We start from the raw sequence: 25,564 nt of genomic DNA, 5'->3' as shown, positions 1-25,564 counted from the left end.
TATAAATACAAACCTCATTTTTATCAAATAAAACTAACTCTAAAAAATTTGGTTACTAAATAATCAATAATTAGGGTTTTGTTGTAATGCCGTTCCTTCTATATCAAACTCTGCAGCTGGAATTGGAAATAAATAATCTCTGTTAGGATTAAATGTTCTTGTACCACCTGGATCTACTAATCCATTCATTACTTGTTCAGCTATACCCCATCTTCTTATGTCTGAATATCTTGTCCCTTCAAGAAGCAACTCAACTCTACGCTCATGTCTTATTGCTTCACGCATTTGCTCCTTAGTTAACCCTGATGGTAATGGGGGCATATTAACACTTGGCCTAGCCCTAATCGCATTAATCGCATTATATACAGATGTATCTGGTCCAACAGCTTCATTTTGAGCTTCAGCGTAAGTTAGTAATACACTAGCTAATCTCATTATGATAACATTTTGACCTGTTCTAGTAGGGTAAGGCGTTGGAGAAACCACTCCAGTTTCGTCATATTCAGTGTATTTTTTAAACATATATCCTCCAAATTCACCCACATGACCTACTATTCCGTTAATAGTAGCCCCTGGTACGGAAACCGTTTGTTTTAATCTTGGATCTCTATTATCGTAAGGATTTGCAGGGTCATATAAAGGAGAATCTGCTATAGACATTCCATCTGTCATTTTATATTCATCAATCATATTTTGTAATGGCACCACAGAAGACCAACCTCCAACAGTATAACTACCTAAGTATAGTTCTATAAAATTACCTTGCTCAGGAGACTTATATTGCACATCAAAAATAACTTCTTCATTGTTTTCATTTGCCTCACGAAAAAGGTCTCTATAATTAGGGAATAATGAATATCCCATTCCCATTACTTCTTGAGCTACAGTTGCTGCTTCTGACCAACGATTATTATATAACAAAACCCTTGCTTTTAAAGCCTTGGCAGCTCCCTTAGTTGCTTTACCCTTTTCTGATTGATTAGAAGGCAATAAAGTAAATGCCTGATCTAAATCAGTAATAACTTGACTTACTACAGCATCTTTTGTATCTCTAGGTAATTCAGAATGTTCTATTTTTGGACTTTCTAAAATCAAAGGAACTCCACCATAAAAGTCTGTTAGTTTAAAATAAAAATATGCTCTAAGAAATAAAGCTTCTCCTTTAGAAGAATTTTTAAAGTCCTCATCTAACCCTTCCACATTATCAATGTTATCTAATAACACATTAGCCCTTCCAATACCCTGAAAACAAGCAGACCATATCCAACTAATTACTCCTGGTCCGCGGGCGTCATGGGTTCCATCTGCAACTGCTTTATAGCCTTCCCAAGGATAATTGTTATAAGCATTATCAGACATTACATCATAATAGATATAATTTTGCTCTAAGCCAGATAAAGTACTATAGATACCATTTAAAGCTAAGCGAGCATCTGCTTCTGTTTTCCAAAATGTTTCTGATGAAATATTTGTAGATGAAGCTACCTCAAGGACATCTTTTGTACAGGAGGTTAATATAAGGGATAATCCCAAAATAAATTTTATATATGTTTTCATAATGACACAATTTTTTTTAATTATAGTGAAAGGTTAACACCTAAAGAATATACTTGAACATTAGAATAAGACCCTCTACCCCCAAAAGGATTTTTTTCAGGATCTAATCCTCTATATTTAGTGATTGTTATCGGGTTAGTAGCATTAACATAAACTCTTAGTTTAGCTATTTTTATTTTATCTAATACCTTACTAGGTAAAGAATATCCTAATTGAATGTTTTTTAATCTTAAAAAGGATGCATCCTGAATTAAGAATGAAGAATTTCTCCAGATATTATTCACATAATTACTTGCTCTAACTAATCTTGGATAACTATTATTAGGGTTCTGTGGTGTCCAAGCATTATCTACCCAAAATTTTGGAATCCCTGCACTATTAAAAAAAGGTTTTTGCTCTTCTTCTGTTATGGCATTTATGCCTTCAACACCTTGCCAAAGCATAGAAAAATCAAATCCATTGTAAGCAGCAGTTAGATTAAAACCGTACGTAAATTTTGGTATAGATCTGCCCATAGCTTGTCTATCTCCATCACCAATATCACCACTATTATCAAAATCTTCAAACTTTATATCTCCTGGCTGTGCAGTAGGTTGAGCTCCATGAGCATCAATTTCTGCCTGATTTTGGAAGATGCCTAACATTCTAATAGTATAAAACTCGTTTATAGAACTACCTTCAACAAGTCTAGAAATACCTCCTATTTGTGGAGTTGGTAGTTTTGTAACTTCATTATCGATAGTAGTGAAATTTGCACTAATACCATACTCAAAATCACCAATAGTATTATTATAATCAGCCAAAAACTCAAACCCTTTATTTCTAACAGAAGCTAAATTTACTGTTGGGGGAGATAAGCCTCCAACTACACTAGAAATGTTTATGCTTCTTAATATATCTTCAGTATCTTTTAAATAATAGTCTGCAACTATATCAAGCTTACCGTTAAACAATGATATGTCTAACCCAATATCAGTTTGCGTTGAAGTTTCCCAAGTTACATCAGGATTTGGCAGGCTAGTTTGTGCAGCACCACCAACTAAGCTGCCTCCATAAGAATAAATACGTCCTAAGTTATAAATCGAACTATATTGATTGGGAGCAATAGCTTGATTACCTAATTGTCCCCATGAAGCTCTTATTTTTAAATTGTCAATAAAATCAACATTAGTCATGAAATCTTCATTTGAAATATTCCAACCTGCTGAAAAAGAAGGAAAAACACCCCACTTATTACCTGGCCCAAAATTTGAAGAACCATCATATCTTACATTAGCTTCAAAAAGATATTTACTATTAAAATCATAAGTAAGTCTCCCGAAAAAAGATTGAAGTCCATAATCAATACTATATCCAGAAGCTGCAGGGTCATCAGCTCCAGCATCAATTTCTTGTAGTGCATTACTTGGCAATCCATTTTTTAATGCGGATAGATGATTCGCTTTTGTAGTTTCTTGACTAAAACCTCCAAGTAAACCAAAATTGTGCTTTTCAGCAATAGTTTTGTTATAATTTAAAGTTGTTAAAAATGTTATAGTTCTTCCTGTATTATAACCATTCCAAGCTGATAGTGGATTTCCTGCTACACCCAAATTTGAAACTGTTAAAGTTTTAGGATTAACGAGGTCTATTTGAGGTCTAAAAACCTTATGTAGATTATGATATGTATTTATACCAATTGAGCTTTTTACTTTTAAATCTTCAATCAATTCATACTCTCCAGATAAATTAACCAATAAGTTATCCCATGCATTATGGTTTTTTCCCTCCAAAGCTCCAGCAAGTGCATGTGTAGCATTGGGGAACCCAATCCAAGGAAACGCATAGTTTCCATCTTCCGTACGAGGGCTTTGCATTGGATTAGCTCTTTCAATCCAGCCAATTACTGTACTAGCTCCAGCAATAGGCTGATTAACATCGTCATGCCTTCCAGATAGTTTTATAGAATAATTAAATCTATCAGACACTTTAGTGTCTAAGTTTAATCGCGCTGTATACTGTTTAGTGCTAGTGCCTAATACAATTCCCTCTTGGTCTGTATGCCCTAATGAAAAAGAATATGTTGTATTTTCATTACCTCCTCTTACACTTAAGTTATGAGTTGTGATTTTGGCATCTCTGTACATTAAATCTTGCCAATCTGTGTTTGGATACAAGTAAGGATCCGTACCGTTTCTAAATTCATTAATTTCAGCATCAGAAAATTCAGGTGTAGAAGTAGGATCTTCATTAAATTTAGCTTGATTAAGCAACTCCATGAATTGTACAGAATTAGTAACATATTCTGTTAATCTTGTAGGTTTTTGAATCCCAGTATAACCGTTATAATTAACTGTCATTTTACCCGATTTACCAGTTTTAGTTGTAACTAATATCACACCATTTGCTGCTCTAGCTCCATAAATAGCAGCAGAAGCAGCATCTTTTAAAACAGTTATCGTTTCAATGTCTGCCACATTAACATTTCCAAGACTCCCTCTTATACCATCAATAAGTACTAATGGATTATTATTCCCCAAGGTACCTATTCCCCTAATTCTTATTGTTGCTCCATCTTCTCCAGGGTTTGCAGAATTTTGCGTTACAGTAACGCCCGCAGCCTTACCCGCCAAAGCTTGAGTAGAATTAGCAATAGGTCTGTTCTGAGCTTCATCCAGTTTAACTGTTGAAATAGAACCTGTTAGATTTTCTTTCTTTTGAGTACCATAACCTACAATAACTATTTCATCTAATTGAGATGTATCTTCTTCCATAGAAATAGAAAAAGATGTTTGATTATTTACTTCAACCTCTAGTGTTTTCAGTCCAATGTAACTGAATACTAAAATTTCACTAGACAAAACATTTGACAAGTTAAAGTTTCCGTCAAAATCTGTTGTGGTACCATTCTGCGTGCCTTTGATCACCACATTCACTCCAGGTATTGGCAATTGCCCTTCTGAAGACACGACTTTGCCGCTAATACTCTTACTCTGGGAATACCCCAAGCTAACAGAGAATATAGCTAACAAAGTAAAAAATTTAAGTAAATTTGTTTTCATACTTTAGTTAATATTTAGTTATTTAATTAGTTCGTTGATTAATTAGTATCATAAATTTATTTTAAGTGTTTTTTAAATAATTCTTTTTATATTATTGCTACATGGAATCACTATCTATAATAGTTATATAGGCTCTCGATACTAATTCAATAAAGAAAAGAGATCACAACTTCTTTTAATAGGATATTATATCTGTATTAATAAAATGTTTATAATACTTTTTCAAAATTATAGCAAGGATTGATGTATTACTTCCTTATTATTATCAAATACATTCTCTATATTTGCTTAAATTAATTTTTAACCTCTATGAAAGCAAATTTTAGAAAAATCAATTCATCAATTGAACAAGCCTTCCATATCAGAAAAGATGAACGAACACATTTTTATGACAATTGGCACTTTCATGAAATGTTGGAACTTGTAGTGATATTGAATGGTGAAGGAGAACGCTATATTGGTGATTCTATTGAAAATTTTTCGAAAGGAGATGTTATTTTGGTAGGATCTAAACTCCCTCATGTATGGAGAAGTAATCCTCCACAGGATATTGATAAAGTTAAAACAAAGTGTGTTTCAATAATAATACAATTTTCACCAAGCTTTCTAGGATCTGATTTTTTAAGTTTGGCTGAATCAAAAAAACTAAAAGAGCTCTTTATTAATGCTGAAATGGGTATATGTTTTATAAATAAAACTTCAAAAATATTAATAAAAAAAATAAAAAAATTATTATCTCTTAATGGTATGGAGCGCCTTTTATTATTTTTAGAAATTTTACATATTGCATCAAAATCAAATGAATATAAGTTATTGGCATCTCCATTATATAAAGAAACTATATTTAAAAGTGATTTAAAAATAAATCGTGTCTTTGAGTTTGTAATGGATAATTTTTCAGATCCAATAACATTAGATGATGCAGCCAAACAAGCTTCTATGAACAAGACTGCTTTTTGTAGGTATTTTAAAAATAAAACCAATAAAACTTTTACTTCTTTTTTAAATGAAATTAGAATAGGTTATGCTTGCAAATTAATCCATGAAGAAAAATATAGCATAACAGAAGCTGCCTATTTAAGTGGATATAATAGCCCTTCTCATTTTAACAAACAATTTCGTCTTATCAAAAAAGTATCACCTTCTGAATTTTATACTAACGCAAAAAAGTTATAGAATTAACTATATGAATAAACTTAAAGCTTCTTATATCATTTTAATGCTCCAAAATTAAATCAATTTTTTGACCATCTATAGTTGAGATAACTATAACATTATCTTGAATTATAAATTTGGCATTTAATGTAAACTTGTCTTTACCAAAAGGATTTTTTAATCTCAACATCCCTCCTTTTTCTGAAATTATTCTCACTTCTTTCACTTTGCTATTTTCCATCTTTACGGAAATAAGAAAAGCACCTTCTGTTCTTAAATTTTCAAAGGAAACCGTTTCCCATGAATTTGGTATTGCAGGAAATAGATTAATGATACCTGTATGGCTTTGAATTAGCATTTCGTGTATGCCCGAAGCAAAAGCAAAATTCCCTTCTAAGGTAAAAGGCCTATACGTGAAATTTGATTTTCCAGTTCCTGACTGATCCCCATTTACATGGAAAGAATTCGTTGAACAAAAAGATGTTGCAAAATCCGTAAGGGCCTTAGCGGCACCTTCCCCATCTAATGCGCGCGCTTTTAAATTCCCCAGCCAACTAAATGAATAACCTACCCAAGAGCCAGACCCCACTTTATCAAGGTTCTCTATAGTTTTCGAAATGATTTCTTGATCTTGAGCACCATTGGAAACATCTATAAGACCTAATGGGTGTATAGCCATTAAATGAGAAAAATGGCGGTGAGACTCCTTGTACGGTAATTTATTAGAAAACATTAACCCTGTATCATCAACTGCATATTCTGGCCATTCGCTTAAAATAGTTTTCCATTTATCTGCTTCTTCGTTTTTACCGAGAACCAAAGCAAGTTCTGAAGCTTTACTAAAAGTAAAACGAATTAACGCTAAATCATAATTAGTAATTTCATGAAACCAAGCTTCTCTTGAATTATCATTTATTTCTGGGCTTGAGCTTAATGGTAATCGTCTTTTTTTATGTTCGTCATGCACCGAAATCTCATCTAAAAACACTGCAACATCTTTTATCCATGGGTAAGCTTGTTCTTCTAGAAATATTTTATCCAAAGAATACCTCCAATGCAAATAATAATGCTGACCAATCCAAGCACTAACTGTGGGTCCAAAAGAATATTGAATCCATCCGCCCATAGGCTCTCCGGTAAGGGTTGTAACCCCTGGCATATTCATACCATCAGCATCATAAAATTCCTTAGTATATTTTTTAAATACTGGTTTATAAGCGTTTAACCAATCTAAAAAACCTTGTTCTAAATCTAAATGGTTTCCAGCATATGCTGGCCAATAGCTTAACTGTGTATTTAAATCGTGGTGGTAATCTCCTTTCCAAGGTGGTAGCTTGCCATTATCTGCAGTCCATACACTTTGTAATGAAATTGGAGGTGCCCCTTGTCGTGCTGCTGCACCAAATTTGTACATCTCTAAGTACCATTGACGTTGCAAAATGGAATCTGGCAGGGTTACTGATGATTTTTCCCAATAATTCTGCCACCAAGATTCGTGGGAATTCATTTGATTTGCCATACCTGATTTTGTTGCAACTGAAACCAATTCTTTCGCAGCTGTTTGTTTGTCATCTTTGTTTTTCTCTGAACTTATACTCCAGCTTCCTGTTATTTTATTCTCAGTTTTTTTCCATTCAGTATGCACTTGATACTTAAAGTCTTTCCATCCATTTTGATTGTAAGTTATTTCATTATCACTTTCTAAAACTTCTCCTTTGGGATAACCTAATCTACGTAAATCTTGTCCTGTAACTGGACTTTCTACTCCAGAGTCTTTCTTTAGGGCATAATCTGGCGCAATAATGTTAGGATTTATATCTGATTTTAAATTAGAAAATTCATACCAACCTATGGGTTTGGTAGCGTGCACAAAAGTTTTAAGAATTGTACCATTCTTCCAAGTCACAGTACATAATGCATCTTTTAATGTTAGTTCTACACTTTTAACTTCTCCCAGAGCTTCAATGTCAAACTCTAATGCAGCAGCGGGAATTTTAGATGGTGCTGGTGAATTGTCATAAGGCGCATCAAATTTGTCTTGTACATTTTTATACGTATTATTTTCCCATTGTGTTTTAACCCATTCAAAATTCCACTTATCAAATTCTAAATTTTCCATAGGACGCAAATCCCATAAATCGGCTCGATCTAATGAAAACCGTAGTTTGTTATTTTTTTTCCATACCAATGCACCAATGGTCGCATTGCCTAAAGGTATTGCCTCGTCCCAAGACTTTGGCAACTTATTAAAGGTTAAGGATTGAGTAGTTAACTTATTAGTTGTTTCAGGAATCTCTTTATTCCAAAAATCACAGCTTGTAACAGCTATAAATAAAATGAGTATAAGCGCATTACTTTTCATAAGAATATATCTAAGTATTTATTATCAAGTATCTTGCATGAGTGCAGATCTACCTCCATCTATTAAGTAGGTAGTTCCAGTAATAAAAGTTGCCAAATCTGAAGCTAAAAATGCACAAAATTGTCCAACTTCTTCTGTTGTTCCCAGTTTTTTTACCGGGTGTAAATCAATTGTTTTTTGCCTTTCGGCTTCAGCGTCTGGAAAGCTATCAAACCATTTTTGGTTACCAGGCGTTTCAATAAACCCTGGTGCAATTCCTACGGTTCTAATTTTTGGCCCCCATTCTATAGCAAGTGATTGCACTAGTCCTTTTATAGCGGTTTTAGCAACATTGTAAGGAAAACACCCCGGTATAGTATAATTAGAATGATTTGAAGTCATTAAAACAATAACACCAGTACCGTTTAATTCTAAATAAGGTTTACATAACCTACTTAACCCCCAATGTGCTTTTAAATTTAGGTCCATGTTAAAGTCCCATTGTTTTTCAGAACAACGTTCTGCTCCTTCAAAAACATTCACTCCTGCATTGGATACGAGAATATCAATTTTTTCAAAAGCTGCTATTGTTTTGTTTACTAAAAGTTCTTGATCCAACTTAGAAGTTATATCTAATTTTGTGTACAAAGCTTGTGTCCCTTCTTCTTTTATTGTTTTAAAAAAAGTAACTACACCTTCTGAATTTTCAGCAGATGTTCCACACCCAGAAATATTACAGCCAGCTCTTGCCAATATTTTTGCTATACCAAGCCCTACTCCACTACTAACTCCTGTAACAAGAGCTGTTTTTCCTTTTAAATTGATAGCTAGCATAATTCTGTTATTTAATTAAATATAAAAGCCTTCTCTATGTTCTCTTATCCCTGAATGTTTCTCCATTTCTTCTTCAATTAAATCAACTCCTAATCCTGGTCTTTTACTTAAAATTAATTGTCCGTTTTGAATATCCAAAGGATGATCAATTACTGTATCTCTCCAAGGTACGTCTTTAAAAATAAATTCTTGCCTAAAAAAATTAGGGATAGAAGCGCATACATGAGCTGATGCTAATGTTGATAAAGGCCCATTTGGATTGTGTGGTGCTACAAGCACGTTATAGGCTTCTGCCATGGTTGCCATTCTTTTCATTTCTGATGGTCCGCCGCAACGTGTAATATCTGGCATAATCACATCACAAATTTGTTTTTCTAAAATAGGTCTTATCCCATGTCTTGTATAATGTCTTTCACCAACACAAATAGATACGCTTGGATCTATTCGTTCTCTAAGGGCTCTTAAAGTATTTGGGTTTTCTGGTCCAGCAGGTTCTTCGTACCAAGTAATATCTAATTCCGCAAGACGCTTTGCCATGGTAACTGCTACCTTAAAATTAAGCATGGCATGGGTTTCAATCATAATGTCCATGTCTTCGCCAACAGCCTCTCTTACCGATTTACTGACTTCGAATGCTCTATTTTGTTGTGATTTTGTTAGAGATAGGTTAGTGTCTAAATCTTCTCCATAAAAGTAATTAGTGTGGGCAAACGGGTCAAACTTTAAACCAGTAAAGCCAGCATTTTTTACCTCAACGGCTTGTTTTGCGTAATCTTCAACATTATGACCTCCATTTGTAAACCAATAGTTGGCGTAGAGTTGAATTTTGGTTCTGTATGATCCGCCCAATAGATCATAGGCTGGAACTCCTAATTTTTTTCCTTTTAAATCGAGCAGCGCCATATCTATACCAGAAATAGCACACATGCTCGCACCATAAGGCCCTACCCAGTTCATATCTCGATACAACTTTGTCCAAATAAAATCAATTTTCATTGGATCTAATCCAATAATTCTTTGACCAAGTTCTTTCGCTGCTGCTTCTACTATTTGGCTCCCTGGCCAATTAGTAGCTTCTCCAACTCCAGTTAAACCTTCATCTGTATATATCTTTAAAAAGGTCCAATTATACTTAACACCCTCAACGAGCCAAACTTTTACATCGGTTATTTTCACTATTATTTATTTTATGGTTAATGATTTAATGTTACTCTTCCAAAAACAACATCATTTCTTCTTGTTTGTTTTACCCTTAACTTTTGGCCTGAGATATTAAAATTGTTTCCCCAAATGACTATCATAGTCAGCCATTAATAATTCAACTTTACTTCGTCATGATCTAGAATTTAGATTTTCTAAATGTTTAATGATATTAATGTGCTCGCGAAAGATAATTCATTTTATCTGAATTTTAATCTCATCAGATATGATATCTCCTACTTTTAATGGAACTCTGGTTGGTTCATAATAACTTCCTAAAAACAGCTCATTACCCGCAGTAACAAATTTAGCAACTAAAAATTGCACATCATCACCATTAAGCCATGAACGCCAATGCTGTGTAGCATCACTTGATATAGCCATTACTTGTTGACCGTTATTATTTTTTAATCCTGCATAATTAAAATTTCTTCTAGTAGACCTAAAATCATTACTTCCTAACTTATTAAAATCCATGCTCCAATGCCATAAAGGCTCTTCTCTAGGATTTATTTTATCGGGTACACCTTCATAAAATATCGGTGCTTCACCAAAAGTTCTCCCTATATGTTTTGAAGGGTAAGACGTCCATCTGCCTTCTCTATTCCAGAATAGCGTGTTGTAGCTCTTTGGCGCGTTAAACACCATTCCCCATTGTCTTGGATTTACATCAATTTTACTTGTAAATGAATAGTCTATTGTTAATTCGCCATTAGCATTAATCATTAAAGTATAATCTCCAATAAATTCATTGTAAGCTCCCTTTACTGATACTTTAATGTCACTTCCTTCTTTTTGGGCTTGGACTGATGTGGCTTTCCAGTTTGCAGCTAAGTCATTAAATGGAGGTATATTGGCATCATGATCTGGTTCGCAACCTTCGCCATCTAAAGGCAATGCCATTAACCAAGGTCCACCATTTAAAACTAAGCTATTGTTCTTTTTAAGTGAGATTATTTGCCCTGTTACCTTACTAACTACACATTCAAAACCAGTTCCTTTAATGGTAATTTCAGATTTAGTAACATTAAACTTAGTTTTTACTGAAGCTTTTTGTTTTACTACCTCGCTATAGGTTTGCTCTCCCACAGGAATCACAAATTCATCAGTTAAAAAACCTCTAGGGTCGTATACTTTTATATTCAGTTTTTCATTTTCAAGAAGATTTTGAACACTAATTTTCGTAAACCCAGTTTGACCAGGCTCAATGTCCGGAAAAACCACACCTTCTTCTTCACCGTATGACCAAACAACTTTAGCCGATTTTAAGTTAATAAAAGAGTACCTGTTCTCTATTTCTACTTTAAATGTGTTTTGAACATCTAGCTGCTTTGTTAAAACTCGTATTGGGCTATATACTTTTTTAACGTGCCAATATTCTGGTTTTTCTCTTCTCCATCCATCAATTGGACCCCAAGGGCCATAACCAACGGCATCTCCGTTAGGCATTTGAAAAATATCATCGACTCCAGACCATATAGCACCACCTAAAATACCTTTTGTATAATACATGTTTTCCCAAGTTGGCGCCAATGCCATTGCCCAATCATTACGAACGCCTGGGTCTGTAATAAGCTCTCTACGGTTATAAACGTTTAAATGGCAATATTCACCATAGATTAAAGGTTTGTTAAAGTCTGCTGCTTTTTTATAACCATTAGGTCCTGGATAATGAATATTTGCTATACTAGCCGTACTACCTTGATTATTAAACCCTCCGTACCCTTGATCATGAAAAGCATTTGGTCTTGTGGTATCTGCAGCATCAACATACTTCATAAGCTTTGCAAAATTATAGTTCCAATAAGACTCATTAGCAGCTGACCAAAAGATAATTGATGGATGATTTCTATAAAACTGAATGGTTTCCATATTGGCCTGTAACATATATGGGAAATACTTTTCATCCTTATAATCTAGCTCTAGCCAATTTTTGTTAGCGTGATGTCCTATCCAACAAATAGGTGCTTCTACCTCAACAAACATCCCTTTTTCATTACAAAGTGCTATAAACTCTTCTCCGGGTGGGTAATGTGATGTACGTATGTAATTACAGTTTGCTTTATTATATAATTCTATATCTTTTTCCCAAGTTTCTTGATTAAGAACTCTTCCTGTAAGCGGGTGCACTTCATGTCTATTTACGCCTCTTAATTTTACCGACACACCGTTTACTAACAATTCACTTCCTCGTAATTCTACCTCTCTAAAACCTATTCTATTTGCAACTCTTTCAGATAAATTATTTTCATCTAAAATATCAGTATAAAAATCATACATATTTGGAGTTTCATTCGTCCATTTTTTAGGATTTTCTACAGGTATTTCAATAATTTTAGTGATTGTTTCTCCAACATTTATGTTTTGAATGTTAAACTCTTTTACCAAATTCTCTTCTGGAAGTGTAAATCTTAAAGACTTATTTTTAGCGATTGTTATTCCAAGATTGGTGATCTCTAATTTTAATTTTAATATGGCATTTGTATAGTTTTCATCTAAATCTGTAACAATTCTTATATCAGACAAGTGTACTTCTGGCACAGCAAAAAGAGTTACTTTTCTTGTTATACCACCTATTTGATGTGCCGCATATTGCGTTAAACTCCCTAACATATCTGCTAAAGATTCATTTCGCACTTTTAAAGAAACGCTATTGGTATCATCTCTTAGGTATTTGGTAACGTCAAATTCAAAAGCAGTCATGCCTCCCATATGCGAACCGACTTCTTGACCGTTAATCCAAACGGTACATTCACTAGAAACACCATCAAAACGAAGCTTAACACGTTTACCTTTCCAATCTGTCGGGATATTGAATTTTCTCTCATATCCTGCAAATGCAGCTGAATCTACTTTATACCCTTGCATTGCCCATTCTCCAGGTACGTTAATGGTATTCCATTTGCTAGATGCGTTTGTTTTATGAAAATCTACTTCAGGTTTTTCATTAAATTTCCAATCACCATTTAGCGTCAAAATAGGATTATACACTTTATTAACTTTTATTGGTCTAGGCGTATATTGAGGTAAAAACTTTTCAACCTCAATCTTTTCTTTTATTTCAAAAGAAGTTGATTTAATTAATTCTTTTTGCCTTGAAGCACTAAACGGTGTAAGTGAAGTTTTGTTCGAAGAATATATTTCTAGTTCTGAAATAACAACACTGATTCCTGAAACCAATTCAAAAACAAGAACTAATTGTTTATAAGCATAGGACTTTGCAGGCAGTTGCAGATTAATTTCTTTTCTTGAGCCTTTGCTAAGTTTTATTGGTTCTCCTATTATATTACCATCGGCTGTAATGTTAATTGTTCTATCCTTATCTGAAACAAAAACGGCTCTTAATGAATATGTTGCATTGATATCTATATTATCAAAAGCATAAATAATTTTAGAACCAAAGTTACAGGACCTATCAACTTCATTACCTAATTTTTCATCGGGGAACGTATAGTTTTCACCAAGAACCAGGAAAGGTTGATTGTCATTATTACCACTATCGTTATATGCAACTGAAACCTCATTACCAGTTTGGGCTTGTACAGCGCTAAACGTTGCTATAAAAAACAACAATACTATTTTAAGACTTAAATTTTTCATAATCAACCTGTTTTTACATTATTTGATACTTGTTCCAAGCATCTACTGCACTCATTCCTTCTTGAATGGCCTTTAACACTGTTTTTTCTCCCCTAGCTTTTTCAAAGGCTCTAAGAAATACTTCTTCTTCTTGCTCTTGAGGTACTACACAAACTCCATCTACATCTCCAACTATAATATCTCCAGGATTAATACGTACACCATCCATTTCAATCGGTACCCTAAAATCTATTACTTTTCCTCTTGGGCCTTGATCTTGCGCATAATTGCCATAGGAGAATATTGGAAAATCTAATTCTAGCATTCCAAAAGTATCTCTAGAGTACCCATTTGCTACGGCGCCTGCAGCACCTAACATTTTTGCTCTAGTCATCATTAATTCTCCCACCAAAGCATAATTCGGGGAAGCGCCTGAACAAATATAAACTTCATTCTTTTTTAAATCATCTAAAGCTTCAAGCATTAAGCCAAAAGGTTTTGACATTAAAGGATTATTACTGCCATGACTAAGCTCTTCAAAAGTATCTGCTTCTAAAACAGGCATTGCACGACCAATAAGAAACATTTCATCTTTTAATGGTTGTATTTTTGGCGGAAGAAATTGATGCAATAACATCATTTTATCCATTGCATCACCTACAACTGCTGTAAACAATTCTTTTTTTGCCGCAGCAAAAAGTTCATCATCATTATTCCAAAATTTTTTCATAACATAATTTATTCTGTCAGTTTTTACCAAAAAGTATAATATAAAACACCAAGTAATGCGCAAATAATTATAGAGGCCACATTAAATATCATATCTGTTTTATAGATTCCTTTATTTGTTTTTATAATGTCTTTACCATCTTTCTTAAATAAAAAGGTAACACTAATTAATACTACAGATAAAATTAGAAAAGAAAGTCCCATTCTATCTAAAAAAGGTAAATCTGTAATAAGTAAATCTAGTAATAATGAAACAGGAATTGTTAATATTACTGTCCATAAAGCTCCTAAAGAGCTGGCTTTTTTCCAAAACAAACCAAACAAAAACACTACAACTATACCTGGTGTTACCATGCCTGTAAAGTTTTGAATAAATTGAAAGGCCTGCTCTAATGAAGATAATAATGGCGCTACTAAAACGGCTATAATTAATGAAACGGCACTCATAATTCTACCTACAAAAACTAGCTTGCTATCTTTTACATTTTTATTGAAAATTGGTTTGTAAATATCAAAAGTAAAAATGGTTGAAGCGCTCGTTACCATTGAGCTTAATGATGACACAATTGCAGCAATTAAAGCAGCAAATGCTAACCCTTTAAAACCTGAAGGTATAAAGGTGTTTAATAACCAAGGGTAAGATTCGTCTGGTTTAGCAATATCTGCCTGTAAAACAAATGCAGCAATACCTGGAAGCACAACAATTAGTGGAATAAAAAGCTTTAAAAATGCTGCAAATGCCATTCCTTTTTGTGCCTCTCTAATATTTTTAGCAGCAAGAGAACGTTGAATTAGGTATTGGTTACAACCAAAATATGCAATATTTGCAACCCAAAGACCTCCTAATATGACACCTATACCTGGCAAGTACTTGTAATTTGGATCGGTCTCACTAAGAATTAAATCAAATTTTTCTGGTGCCTTTTCATAAAGCATTTTTAAGCCCAAAAAGATGTCGTTAGAATTACTAATAGCCTTTAATACGAAAAACGTTGTTAAAAGTCCTCCAGCAACTAAGAAAATAACCTGAATAACATCTGTATAGGCTACGGCTTTTAAACCTCCAATTACAGCATATATTGCCGATAAAACTGCCAACACTAAAATCCATTGTATTAGTGACAAACCTAAAAAGTCTTCTAAAACTAAAGCTCCTAAATAAAAGACAGATGATAAATTAACAAACCAATATACTAATAGCCAAAATACAGCAAGACTAATTCTTAATCTAGAATCGTAACGTTTTTCTAAAAACCCTGGCATAGTGTAAATGCCATTTTTTAAGTAGATGGGTAAAAAGTATTTAGCAACTATTAATAGACCAATAGCTCCCAACCATTCATAAGTAGCAATTCCTAAGCCTATGGCATAACCAGACCCCGTCATTCCAATGAATTGCTCTGCAGAAATATTTGCAGCTATAACTGAAGACCCTATAACCCACCAAGGCAATGAATTACCTGCAAAAAAATAATCTTTTGATGATTGTTTTCTTTTTAAAAAAAATGTAACTCCTATACCGACCGAAAGAACTAGTAAAAAATAACACACGAAAACAATTACATCTAATGTGGAAAGATTCATTATGGATATGCTAATATTAAATTATTTAGAATAAAACATCAAAAATACAGCACTATCTACATACTCAATTGTTTTAGATTTTCTTTAACCTCCTCTATATTTGCAATAAATTAACACAAAACTAATCAAAATGCAAAAAACAAAACAAATAATGCACAGTCTAAATATAGTATTATAAGTGTGTTACAATAGCTACACATACAATAAGTCTAAAACAGAATTGGTTAAAATGGAATATACATCGAGAAAGTTAAAAAATCTCGCCAAGTATTTATAAACATATTGCTTATCAAACTTTTTCAGTTTTTTTTAACATCTAATTATTGTTAATCATTTTTATGAGTCCTTTCATATAACCCATGGCATATGCCATACCTGCATACCAAGCTCCATCACAAGTCATTTGAGGTGTATGGTCCGGAATTAAAACACCTTCAAAATTATTTTTCTTTAATATCTTCAAAATTTTCATCATGTCTATATCTCCTTCATCTACAAAAACTTCTTTATAGTTTGGAACTTTCCCAACGATATTTCTAAAATGGATGTAGGCGATTTTTTCTTGCTTGCTGTAACTATCTGTGGCTTCGTATACATCACCTTCTGTCATTTCTGCTATAGAACCTAAACAAAACTCTAAATTATTTGAATTGCTAGGTTTCATATCAATTAATTTTTGATACATCTCTGGCTGATATACTAACCTTGGTGTATTTCTAACATAAGGCATTGGCGGGTCATCTGGATGTGCTGCTAACTTTACACCTGCCTCTTCAGCAACAGGAATTAATTCGTTTAAAAAATACTGTAATCTACTCCATAATTCGTCGTGACTAATTCGTGGAATTGTTCCTTCGGGAGCATTTTCGTCATACACCATATTCCAAACCATTCCATTTGGAATTGGAGTATCATTTCCACCGTTCATTCCTACTGAAACAGCACCTCCTCTAGCATATTCACCAACATCGCGAGCTGCAACTCCTGCTAAGGAAAAATTATATCCAAAAACAGGGATTCCTGCTTTTCCTACATTACGAATTAACTGCTTCAAATCTTCTATTTGCGCTTCTTTTTTAGGGCCATCTAACAAAATATCGTGCCAATGTGCTGGATCAAAATTTTCAATGGCTTCTAACTCTAATCCGTAAGAATTAATTTCTTTTTTAATAGCTAAAAGTTCTTCTAAAGTCCAAATTTGATTTGCTGAGCCTGCTTTTCCCCATCCTTCATTTTCTCCTATTGGCTGATTTGCATTTTCTTTATTATTTTTTTCGTGCCCGAAATAATCTACCAAATGAATCACTAAATGAGTGGCACCGCATTGTTTTGAAAATTTATAATGTGCTTCATTTAGCATATGCTTATATAATCCAAACCCTAATTTCATATTACTCTTAAATTTATAAACTTTTTATTCTCCTAATACTTGTATTTCCTTAACTTAAAAAACAACGCAAACGGGTGTTTTTAAATCTTGTGTTCTATATCTTTCTGTTAACTTCCCATCTGATTTTATTTGATAAACTATGGTGTCATCAGAATTTTGATGGCAAGCAATTAACCATTTTCCGTTTGGTGTTATATTAAATTCTCGTAATTCTTTACCATTTGTATAATGATAATCTGTAACCTCTAATTTATCTTCATTTATTTTAAAAATGGTTATAGCATCTAATGTTCTGTTTGCCGCATATAAAAACTTTTGATTTGGGTGGATTCTTATCGCTGAAGCACTTGGAAGACCTTTATAAGTTGATGGCAGTGTGTTATACGTATTTATTTCTTCAAACCTGTTTTCACTATTTTTAAGAACAGAAATAGCACCCGACAATTCGTTTATAGCATAGGCATATTTTCCATTTTTATTAAATACTATATGACGAGGACCTCCACCTTTTGTGATGGCAATATCATTTTGCTCATCTGCTAAAAACACTTCCTTTTTAAAATGATATGCTTTAATGATATCTATCCCCAAATCACAAACAAAAACTTGACTTTTGTTTGGATGAACAGCAACTTGGTGTGCGTGTGGACTTTCCTGACGGTCTTTATTTATACTGGAACCAAAATGCTGATGGTTTTTAGTGTATGGTTGAAGTTTACCCAACTCATTTAATGTGTACTGAATAATATTTCCTGTTTGATAGCAAGCTACCAAAATATGGTTTTTAAATTTTTCTATATGACAAGGAAATCCTCCCGGAATAGGCTGTTCATTTAAAAATTCTAATGAAAAACTTTCGTTTATTTTATACGCTTGAACTTTTGGATTGAATGCTGCATCAACTTCAGTATTACAGTATAAAAACTTTCGATCTTTACTTAGCACTAAATAACTAGGATTCACAGTTTTTAGTGTGTGTAAAATACTTAGCTCACCTGTTTCGTTATTTAGCTGAACGGTATAAATCCCACTTCCCTTACCAACAATTTCTGGTATTAACATTTGGGTATAACTGCCTGCAAAAAAAGTTAAAAATGCCATTATTTTGAATAATTAAATGTTGTTTTTTCTAGGTGGACGTGGATCGTAAGGTATGGTTGATTGCATATAGCCTCCATCAATATAAATATCAATACCCGTTATATAACTCGCCATATCTGAACATAAAAAAGCAATAGTAGGCGACACATCTTTTACATTTCCTATTCGCCCCTGTGGAATCCACGCTTCAAATTTTTCGACACCAAAATTGGCAATTTCTTTACGATTCATTTCTGTTTCGATTGCTCCAGGAGCCACAGAAATGACTCTTATATTACTTTCTGCAAGTTCTAATGACAAACACTTAGTCAGCATTTTTAAACCTCCTTTTGCTGTACAATAATGTGCCAATCCTTTTCTTGGAACGGTATCGTGAATAGATGAAATATTAATAATAACGCCTCCACCAGACTTTTCCATTCTTCTGCCAGCTTGTTGTGCGCATAAAAAAGGGCCTTTTAAATTAATATTATTGACACGATCCCATTCAACCTCATCCATATCTAAAATATGGCTATTACTTTCTGAACCTGCATTGTTTATTAATATATCTATACCTTTCAACTCTTTATCCATTAGTTGAAACATAGCTTCAACCTCATTTGATTTAGAAACATTTGCACCACCAACATATACATTTACTTTATAAGTCTCTCTAATTTCTGAAGCTAAAACTTCCGCTTTTTCTTTATTTGTAAAATAGTTAATAAAAATATCTGCTCCGTGTGAAGCCAACTCTCTACAAATTTGAGATCCAATCCCTTGAGAACCACCCGTAACTAAAGCTTTCTTTCCTTTTAAATTTATTCCACTCATTCTATTTTTTTTAATTGAAATTACATAATTCCAAATTTATTAAAAGCATCGACTGTACTCATGCCTTCTTCTAGGGCTTTCTGTACTAATTTTTCACCTCGTGCTTTCTCTATAGCATCTGTAAAAGCTTCTTCTACGGCACCTTTTGGAATTATTAAAACCCCGTCTCTATCGCCATAAACGACATCTCCCGGATTTACAGGAATCCCATTGAACTCAATAGGAACGCGATAATCAATGACTTTACCTCTAGGGCCTTGATCTTGCGCATAAGTTCCTAACGAAAACGTAGGGAAATTTAATTTTTCTATTTCGTTGGTATCCCTTGAGTAACCATCAACAACAGCTCCTTCTGCTTTTAACTTTAAAGCTCTTGTACTCATTAACCCTCCCCACAAAGCATATCTTGGTGAAGAACCAGAACAGATATACACTTCATTTTCTTTTAAGCTATCTAGCGCTTCAAACATAATCCCAAATGGTTTTTTCATTAAAGGATTGTTTGTTTCAATAGCAGATTCAACAAAAACATCAGCTTCCAGTACCGGCATCGCTCTTCCTATAACAACCATATCATTTCTAACAGGTTTTATATTTGGTGAAAGAAACTGATGCAAATATCCCATTTTATCTAAAACATCACCTACCAAAGCAACAAAAAGTTCTTTTTTCGCTATACTAAATAGCTCTTTATCATTTTTCCACAATGCCATAATTCTATATTTTTTTTGTTATTTTTTCAATTGTTGCTCTTAAATTAGTTTTCTGTTTTTCAGTTAAATGCAAATACTCAACATCATTTAAATGCGTATTTGTCTTTTCAATAATTAATACCTCACTTCCTTTGTCCATAACAATATTATGCCATACATTTTGAGGAATATTATAGGTAACATGAGGTTTCATTACATCAGCTTTAAAAGTAGGTTCTCCATTAATTAAATCAACAGTTATTAAAAATGATTTTCCTTTTAATAAAACAAAAACTTCATCTGTATTACGGTGGACTTCAATTTTATTAATATTTTTAATATGCTGATCTTCAATATAATTTAGTTGTGCAACTTGCCAATCTTCTCGTATTAAAAATGGGTGATAACCTTCTTCAATTATTGAATATGTTTCAATTAAACTCATTCTTTTTTAACTATTTATCTTCCGTTTTAAATACTTCCTTTTCAATTTGTTCTAACGATTTTCCTTTGGTTTCAATTAAATATTTTTTATAGAAGAAATAACTAGCTAATGTTGCTATTGCATAGAAAGCAAAAACGTAGCTTGTTCCTTTTCCATCAGTAAATAATCCAACTATTATTGGGAATAAAAACGCTGTTAAACCATTAAAAAACCAATGCGAGAATGTACCAATAGCCACACCTCTTGACCTGATATTATTTGGGAACATTTCTGAAAATAACACCCAAATTACGGCTCCTTGTGAAGCAGCAAAGAACGCAACAAAACCTATTAAACATACTACCAAAACAAAATTCATTGTTCCTGTTAAAAAGAAATATGAAAAGATTCCTAAAAATAGTGCCATTCCAATGGATCCAAAAAGTAACAAAATTTTTCGCCCAATTTTATCTATCAATTGCATTGCAATTAGTGTAAACACCAAGTTTGTTAGTCCTATTAACACCGTTTGACCAATAGCAGATTCTGTTGAAAACCCAGCGGTTCTAAAAATATCGGTTGCGTAATACATAACAATATTTATCCCTGTAAACTGATTGAACATACCAATAAGAATACCTATAATAACCAATTTAAAATATGGCTTTTGAAGTAATATTTTACTACTTTCTACAACATCGGTATCAATAGATTCTTTTATTTCTTCAAAAGTACTTTCAACATCATCATCGTTGTTTACACTTATAATAACTTCTCTTGCTTCAGCTAATTTCCCCTTTGTTATTAACCAGCGTGGGCTTCTACCAACAAAAAATAGCAATCCAAAAAATAATAGTGCAGGAATTGCTTCTGAAGCAAACATCCAACGCCAGTTGTTTTCGCCTATATCTAACAATAAATAATCTGCATAAAATGCTACTAAAATCCCTAGAACTATTGAAAGTTGAAATGTAATTGTAAGTCGTCCTCTATATTTTGGAGGAGCAATTTCAGTAATATACATTGGTGAAAGCACTGAAGCACCTCCAATAGCGATACCACCTAGCAACCGATAAATTACAAACGTTGTTAAACTATCTGCCAAACCAGATCCAATGGCAGAAATTAAAAAGAATAACGCCATGACTCTAAGCATACTTCGTCTACCATACTTATCGCCTAATCGACCAATAAAAAACGCCCCTACAATACAACCAATTAACGCTGAACTTACTGCCCAACCTTGCATTGATGCTGTTAATTGAAAATGATCGGTAAAAAAGGGAAGTGCTCCATTAATAACGGCAGTATCATACCCAAATAGCAATCCACCTAAAGCAGCTACAAACGTGTAAAAAAAGATTCTTTTTTTCATCTGATTATATTTATTATTTTTTATAGGTTATATGTAGCATCCATTTAATCATTTCTTTGTGTAACTAAACTACTAATCATGAATGTTTCATAATTATAGTTAAATGGTTAATTTTTAGTTTTAAAAGTAAATGTCTCTATTCCATATTTAGAAACTTTCAAATCCTTTACTGGAACAGGATTCTCTTCGATAATATTTGTTTGCTTAAAATTGTTAATTTTAAAGTATGATTTTAAATCGACCGTAGAATTTTCACCTTCCGTATCGAACATTCTAATAACCAACTCATCGGTATCTTCGGCTTTCTTTATTGTTGACACAATAACATTTTCTTTATCAATATTGAAAAAACTTGCCGTTTCTGGCAAAAAGGCATTTATAGATTTATCTGGAAAAACAGTTACGTGTAAAGGTTCGTTATGCTGTTTAGCCATTTGTTTTCCTGAAACATCTCCTGTTTTGTTTGAGGTAAGGATATTATGGTAACTATGACTACCTTCTTGCGAATACTCATTTCCTTCCCAATGGCAAGACGTTCTACTGGCTAATAATAAATGTTGTAAAACTGTATCGCTGTTATCGGATGTTGGATCAATCCAATCTACAGCAGCCACAGAAGAACTTAATGTAACCGTCATATCATCATCTGAAGCAGAAAACCAATCCATAATGGCTCTTGGATGCACATCTTTACAAAGTGCTGTATATCTATCTCCAGCAGTATGAATTTCATCTTGACCAACTTTAACCGAACCAAAAGGAACTTCGTGCGTTACTAATGCATTATCTATAGCTATTGGAAAAGCGGTTCTAAATTCGCGATACAACGTGCCGTCCCAATTTAATAACTCTGTTTCAAAAAGCACTCTTTTAAGCTCGTGATAAATAGTGACATCTTGTTGTACAATGGCGTGTAAAATAGGTTGTTTAATTCTATACGTAGTATAAACATTACCGTTTGTAACAATTTCCCAAGTTGGATTGTGTGTACTTACCTTGTCGAAATCTTGCATAAAAGGTTGTTGTATATCTCCAAACTCACCTGCTCCATTTCCATTAGAATACAATGTAAAAACTTCTGCTCCTTTAAATTTATCGGTTTTAAAAAGATTTCTTTTTAGCTCTTTATCATAAATTTGAGCAATCCCCCCTTTTTCGAAAGAAATTTTATAAGCTTCATTTTCATAGTTTGAAGTGCTTACCTTTTTAGTTATTGAATTAGGTGTTTCTAAAGATTGTTGGATATAAAACGTTTTATATCCAATTGAAGGGATGTTTTTAGCTATAAAAACAATGTCAGCATTTTTTATAGAACCATCATCAAAGTATTCTGCCTTTACAATTTGTGATGCTATTTTTTCTTTTTTTGAATTAACTACGTTTAAACTCTTTGCTTTTCCTTTTGTAAAATTAACAGAAACTGTTACAGGGTCTGTTCTTTCCCATGAGAGGCTATTAAATAGTACCACTGGTGTTCCTAAACTTTCTTTGGTTTTTATTCTATTTGCAATAAAATCGGTTCCTTTATTTAATAATTTAGAACCCATTGTTCTAGATTTTACAAACTGGGCTTTAAACAAATCGTCTGTAATATCACCATCATGACCTCCCCAACCGTGATCTGGATAAATTTTTGCTTGCCAAGCTTCATCAAATTCTTTAAAAGGGTATGGTGCCCTAGCAGGATCCATTGTATTGGCTATTGATAAAAACTTTTCTGCCGCTGGTAATAATTTTGAAGCTTCTCTACTTGCTGTAATGGCTTCGTGATGTGCAGGTCCATGAATATAAACCCATACATTTGGTCTTTCACCCTTTATGGTTTCTATACTTGTTGCGTTCTTTTCTGCCAGTGGCATAAACTCATCGGACGTCATTATATCCATAGATGGCAGATACACTGGAATTTCCTTATTGTTATTATCCTTTACTTTTTCAAAACCATTCCAAGCTTTTACAAAATCGGTATAATCTATTGCTGGTATCATATCATAACTAGACAATAAAGGTGTTACTGTTTTACTGTCTTTATAATATTGACTCCAATAGGTTACTTGTTCGGCACCATATTTTATTTTATTTGTTAAATCTTTTGAAAGTTGTACAAAATCATCACCATAATGACCAGAAGAATAAGTAAAAACAGAGCTTCCATCTGGACTTTCCCAATTAAACATGCCTTTTCCGTGACGACTTATAATCATATAATCTACACCTGCTTTTTTCAAAATTTGTGGAAATTGCATGGTTTTTCCAGGAACATCTACATTCCAATATACTTTAGAATCGTAGCCGCCAAACGTTTTCTTCACCCATTTTTTTCCTAAATAAAACTGACGTACTAAATCTTCGGCATCATACATATCTTCATAAGGACAATTGTAAGAGGCTCCAACCGATATTAGTTTTTTATTTAGTAGTGTTGTAATTTTATCGACAGACTCTGGGTGTCTATCTACATATTCTCTCAACATTAAACCATCTTCAATATCAAAACCGTAATCTTCTTTTATAAAAGCATCATTTATAACGGGCGTTAATACAAGTGTATCTCTAAGAATGATACAAACTTCTGGCCTGTCCATCCAAGCAATATCTTGGTGGCTTGAATTTACGATTGAAACTGTTCCATCTTCGTGTTTTTTATCAAAAAAGTCTGTATAAGTATTAAATAATGAAGGCTCGTACAGTTTTGTTATTTCTGCTGTCCACTTCCCTTTATTTTGAATATTATAATGATAAAAAAAAGTTCCAATAACATCAGATATAGTACAAGTTCCGTTTTTGTTTTCAAAAGTTACCTCAACAACATCATCTCCATAAAATAATTTGAAATGTTCTTTTGGCGCATCAATTTCAATAGTTGCTTTTGCTAAATTACCATACGTTTTAAATGTTGCTTTTTTACTTGTCTTACCATCACTTTTTATATAAACAGTCTTTCCTCCAAAATGTGCAGGAGCATCTATATGCAAACCACTTTCGCTTTGTTTAATGCTAAATGCTGCTTCATTTTTTGCAGAAATTTTTAGCCATTCCAGCACATTATTTGTTTTAAAAATCATAAACCAAGAACGACTTCCTTTTTTATGCCCTAAAATTTTCATTTTAGCCTGATTGCCTTTCCCTATTAATTCTGTTGGAACCGTTAACCTAAAAGCACCTACACCATCTTTATTTTCGTCTCTTTTTACTAAAATGTATTCAGCAATTGCATTAACTGGATTATTTAATATTTTTAAAGTCCCGTCTTCATTTGCTATAAATGTAATTGCTAAATTGTCGTTTATAAATAGATCAAAGGGTTCTCTAATATTTAAATCGATATTGGAATAAAAAAAGAAGGAAACTTCCTTTTTAGTGTAATTCTCTGGAATTTTGTTTAATAAAACCTCAAAAGCCAATTTCCCGTCAGAAGCTCTAGAAATCAATGCCTTGGTAACATCTTCTCTTATAGATTGATAGGTATAATCTCTTCCTGAAATTTTCTCACTATAACCTTCAATATCATTTTTACTTAAACTATATAAATTGTACTTTGTATTTACTTCATAAATATGACTATGACCTCCACCACCGTGCAATGGCTTAACTCCATTAACGCTATTGATTGAAATATTATTTTTTTCTGTCGCTCCTATACTTAGGGAAAGCAAGCATAGAATAATTAAACTAATTTTTCCATACAATGGTTTTAGGCATTTTTTTAAGGTATTCATATTTAACAAATTTTAATTCTCTATTAT

At 33.1% G+C, this 25,564-nt stretch carries 16 protein-coding genes; 1 reads left to right on the top strand and 15 read right to left on the bottom strand.

Going from position 1 to position 25,564, the window contains the following annotated elements; genetic code table 11:
• Positions 1-63: 63 nt before the first annotated feature.
• On the bottom strand, positions 64-1,557 hold the full coding sequence (locus tag RG22_RS14935) for a RagB/SusD family nutrient uptake outer membrane protein (RefSeq protein WP_034044706.1): 1,494 nt from the start codon (positions 1,555-1,557) through the stop codon (positions 64-66).
• Positions 1,558-1,577: 20 nt separating this feature from the next.
• Positions 1,578-4,598 (bottom strand): SusC/RagA family TonB-linked outer membrane protein, encoded by a 3,021-nt coding sequence (locus RG22_RS14930; RefSeq protein ID WP_081997743.1) that lies wholly within the window; start codon positions 4,596-4,598, stop codon positions 1,578-1,580.
• A gap of 309 nt (positions 4,599-4,907) precedes the next feature.
• On the opposite strand from RG22_RS14930, the gene RG22_RS14925 reads away from it, so the two are divergent.
• Positions 4,908-5,774, top strand: coding sequence for an AraC family transcriptional regulator (locus RG22_RS14925; RefSeq protein WP_034044704.1), 867 nt, complete (start codon positions 4,908-4,910; stop codon positions 5,772-5,774).
• A 40-nt stretch (positions 5,775-5,814) separates the two neighbouring features.
• Here RG22_RS14925 and RG22_RS14920 read toward each other — a convergent pair whose 3' ends face one another.
• The 13 genes from RG22_RS14920 to RG22_RS14860 all read right to left on the bottom strand — a co-directional run bounded on the left by RG22_RS14920 (position 5,815) and on the right by RG22_RS14860 (position 25,537).
• The gene (locus RG22_RS14920; protein ID WP_034044702.1) at positions 5,815-8,115 is read right to left on the bottom strand and encodes a glycosyl hydrolase family 95 catalytic domain-containing protein; all 2,301 of its coding nucleotides are present in this window, start codon (positions 8,113-8,115) and stop codon (positions 5,815-5,817) included.
• Positions 8,116-8,139: 24 nt separating this feature from the next.
• Positions 8,140-8,928, bottom strand: coding sequence for an SDR family NAD(P)-dependent oxidoreductase (locus tag RG22_RS14915; RefSeq protein WP_034044700.1), 789 nt, complete (start codon positions 8,926-8,928; stop codon positions 8,140-8,142).
• Positions 8,929-8,943: 15 nt separating this feature from the next.
• Entirely contained in the window at positions 8,944-10,104 is a 1,161-nt protein-coding gene (locus RG22_RS14910) for a mandelate racemase/muconate lactonizing enzyme family protein (protein WP_034044698.1), read from the bottom strand.
• A gap of 219 nt (positions 10,105-10,323) precedes the next feature.
• Positions 10,324-13,728 (bottom strand): glycoside hydrolase family 2 protein, encoded by a 3,405-nt coding sequence (locus RG22_RS14905; protein WP_034044696.1) that lies wholly within the window; start codon positions 13,726-13,728, stop codon positions 10,324-10,326.
• A gap of 13 nt (positions 13,729-13,741) precedes the next feature.
• A complete protein-coding gene (locus tag RG22_RS14900) occupies positions 13,742-14,437 on the bottom strand; it encodes an RraA family protein (RefSeq protein ID WP_034046164.1) in 696 nt (231 codons plus the stop codon).
• Positions 14,438-14,460: 23 nt separating this feature from the next.
• Positions 14,461-16,020, bottom strand: a complete 1,560-nt coding sequence (locus RG22_RS14895; RefSeq protein WP_034044693.1) for a sodium:solute symporter family transporter — start codon at positions 16,018-16,020, stop codon at positions 14,461-14,463.
• Positions 16,021-16,336: 316 nt separating this feature from the next.
• Positions 16,337-17,410 (bottom strand): mannonate dehydratase, encoded by a 1,074-nt coding sequence (locus tag RG22_RS14890; RefSeq protein ID WP_034044690.1) that lies wholly within the window; start codon positions 17,408-17,410, stop codon positions 16,337-16,339.
• A gap of 54 nt (positions 17,411-17,464) precedes the next feature.
• On the bottom strand, positions 17,465-18,511 hold the full coding sequence (locus RG22_RS14885; protein ID WP_034044688.1) for a lactonase family protein: 1,047 nt from the start codon (positions 18,509-18,511) through the stop codon (positions 17,465-17,467).
• 12 nt (positions 18,512-18,523) lie between these two features.
• Positions 18,524-19,327, bottom strand: coding sequence for an SDR family NAD(P)-dependent oxidoreductase (locus tag RG22_RS14880; RefSeq protein ID WP_052143769.1), 804 nt, complete (start codon positions 19,325-19,327; stop codon positions 18,524-18,526).
• Positions 19,328-19,347: 20 nt separating this feature from the next.
• Entirely contained in the window at positions 19,348-20,040 is a 693-nt protein-coding gene (locus RG22_RS14875) for an RraA family protein (protein WP_034044686.1), read from the bottom strand.
• Positions 20,041-20,044: 4 nt separating this feature from the next.
• The gene (locus RG22_RS14870; protein ID WP_034044684.1) at positions 20,045-20,464 is read right to left on the bottom strand and encodes an ureidoglycolate lyase; all 420 of its coding nucleotides are present in this window, start codon (positions 20,462-20,464) and stop codon (positions 20,045-20,047) included.
• Positions 20,465-20,474: 10 nt separating this feature from the next.
• Positions 20,475-21,818, bottom strand: a complete 1,344-nt coding sequence (locus RG22_RS14865) for a sugar porter family MFS transporter (RefSeq protein ID WP_034044682.1) — start codon at positions 21,816-21,818, stop codon at positions 20,475-20,477.
• 107 nt (positions 21,819-21,925) lie between these two features.
• Positions 21,926-25,537 carry a glycoside hydrolase family 38 N-terminal domain-containing protein gene (locus RG22_RS14860; protein ID WP_034044680.1) on the bottom strand — a complete coding sequence of 1,204 codons (3,612 nt, stop codon included), beginning with the start codon at positions 25,535-25,537 and terminating at the stop codon, positions 21,926-21,928.
• Between the last annotated feature and the right edge of the window lie 27 nt (positions 25,538-25,564).

This window comes from Wocania ichthyoenteri Th78 (assembly GCF_000789235.1).
Classification (GTDB): domain Bacteria; phylum Bacteroidota; class Bacteroidia; order Flavobacteriales; family Flavobacteriaceae; genus Wocania_A; species Wocania_A ichthyoenteri.
Note: the sequence above shows the minus strand (reverse complement) of the source record. Positions and strands in the feature narration are given on the sequence as shown.

Bases quoted from the DNA above. Each gene is read 5' to 3' on its own strand.
- RG22_RS14935 (WP_034044706.1), bottom strand. From the start codon at position 1,557: ATGAAAACATATATAAAATTTATTTTGGGATTATCCCTTATATTAACC.
- RG22_RS14930 (WP_081997743.1), bottom strand. From the start codon at position 4,598: ATGAAAACAAATTTACTTAAATTTTTTACTTTGTTAGCTATATTCTCT.
- RG22_RS14925 (WP_034044704.1), top strand. From the start codon at position 4,908: ATGAAAGCAAATTTTAGAAAAATCAATTCATCAATTGAACAAGCCTTC.
- RG22_RS14920 (WP_034044702.1), bottom strand. From the start codon at position 8,115: ATGAAAAGTAATGCGCTTATACTCATTTTATTTATAGCTGTTACAAGC.
- RG22_RS14915 (WP_034044700.1), bottom strand. From the start codon at position 8,928: ATGCTAGCTATCAATTTAAAAGGAAAAACAGCTCTTGTTACAGGAGTT.
- RG22_RS14905 (WP_034044696.1), bottom strand. From the start codon at position 13,728: ATGAAAAATTTAAGTCTTAAAATAGTATTGTTGTTTTTTATAGCAACG.
- RG22_RS14900 (WP_034046164.1), bottom strand. From the start codon at position 14,437: ATGAAAAAATTTTGGAATAATGATGATGAACTTTTTGCTGCGGCAAAA.
- RG22_RS14895 (WP_034044693.1), bottom strand. From the start codon at position 16,020: ATGAATCTTTCCACATTAGATGTAATTGTTTTCGTGTGTTATTTTTTA.
- RG22_RS14890 (WP_034044690.1), bottom strand. From the start codon at position 17,410: ATGAAATTAGGGTTTGGATTATATAAGCATATGCTAAATGAAGCACAT.
- RG22_RS14885 (WP_034044688.1), bottom strand. From the start codon at position 18,511: ATGGCATTTTTAACTTTTTTTGCAGGCAGTTATACCCAAATGTTAATA.
- RG22_RS14880 (WP_052143769.1), bottom strand. From the start codon at position 19,327: ATGAGTGGAATAAATTTAAAAGGAAAGAAAGCTTTAGTTACGGGTGGT.
- RG22_RS14875 (WP_034044686.1), bottom strand. From the start codon at position 20,040: ATGGCATTGTGGAAAAATGATAAAGAGCTATTTAGTATAGCGAAAAAA.
- RG22_RS14870 (WP_034044684.1), bottom strand. From the start codon at position 20,464: ATGAGTTTAATTGAAACATATTCAATAATTGAAGAAGGTTATCACCCA.
- RG22_RS14865 (WP_034044682.1), bottom strand. From the start codon at position 21,818: ATGAAAAAAAGAATCTTTTTTTACACGTTTGTAGCTGCTTTAGGTGGA.
- RG22_RS14860 (WP_034044680.1), bottom strand. From the start codon at position 25,537: ATGAATACCTTAAAAAAATGCCTAAAACCATTGTATGGAAAAATTAGT.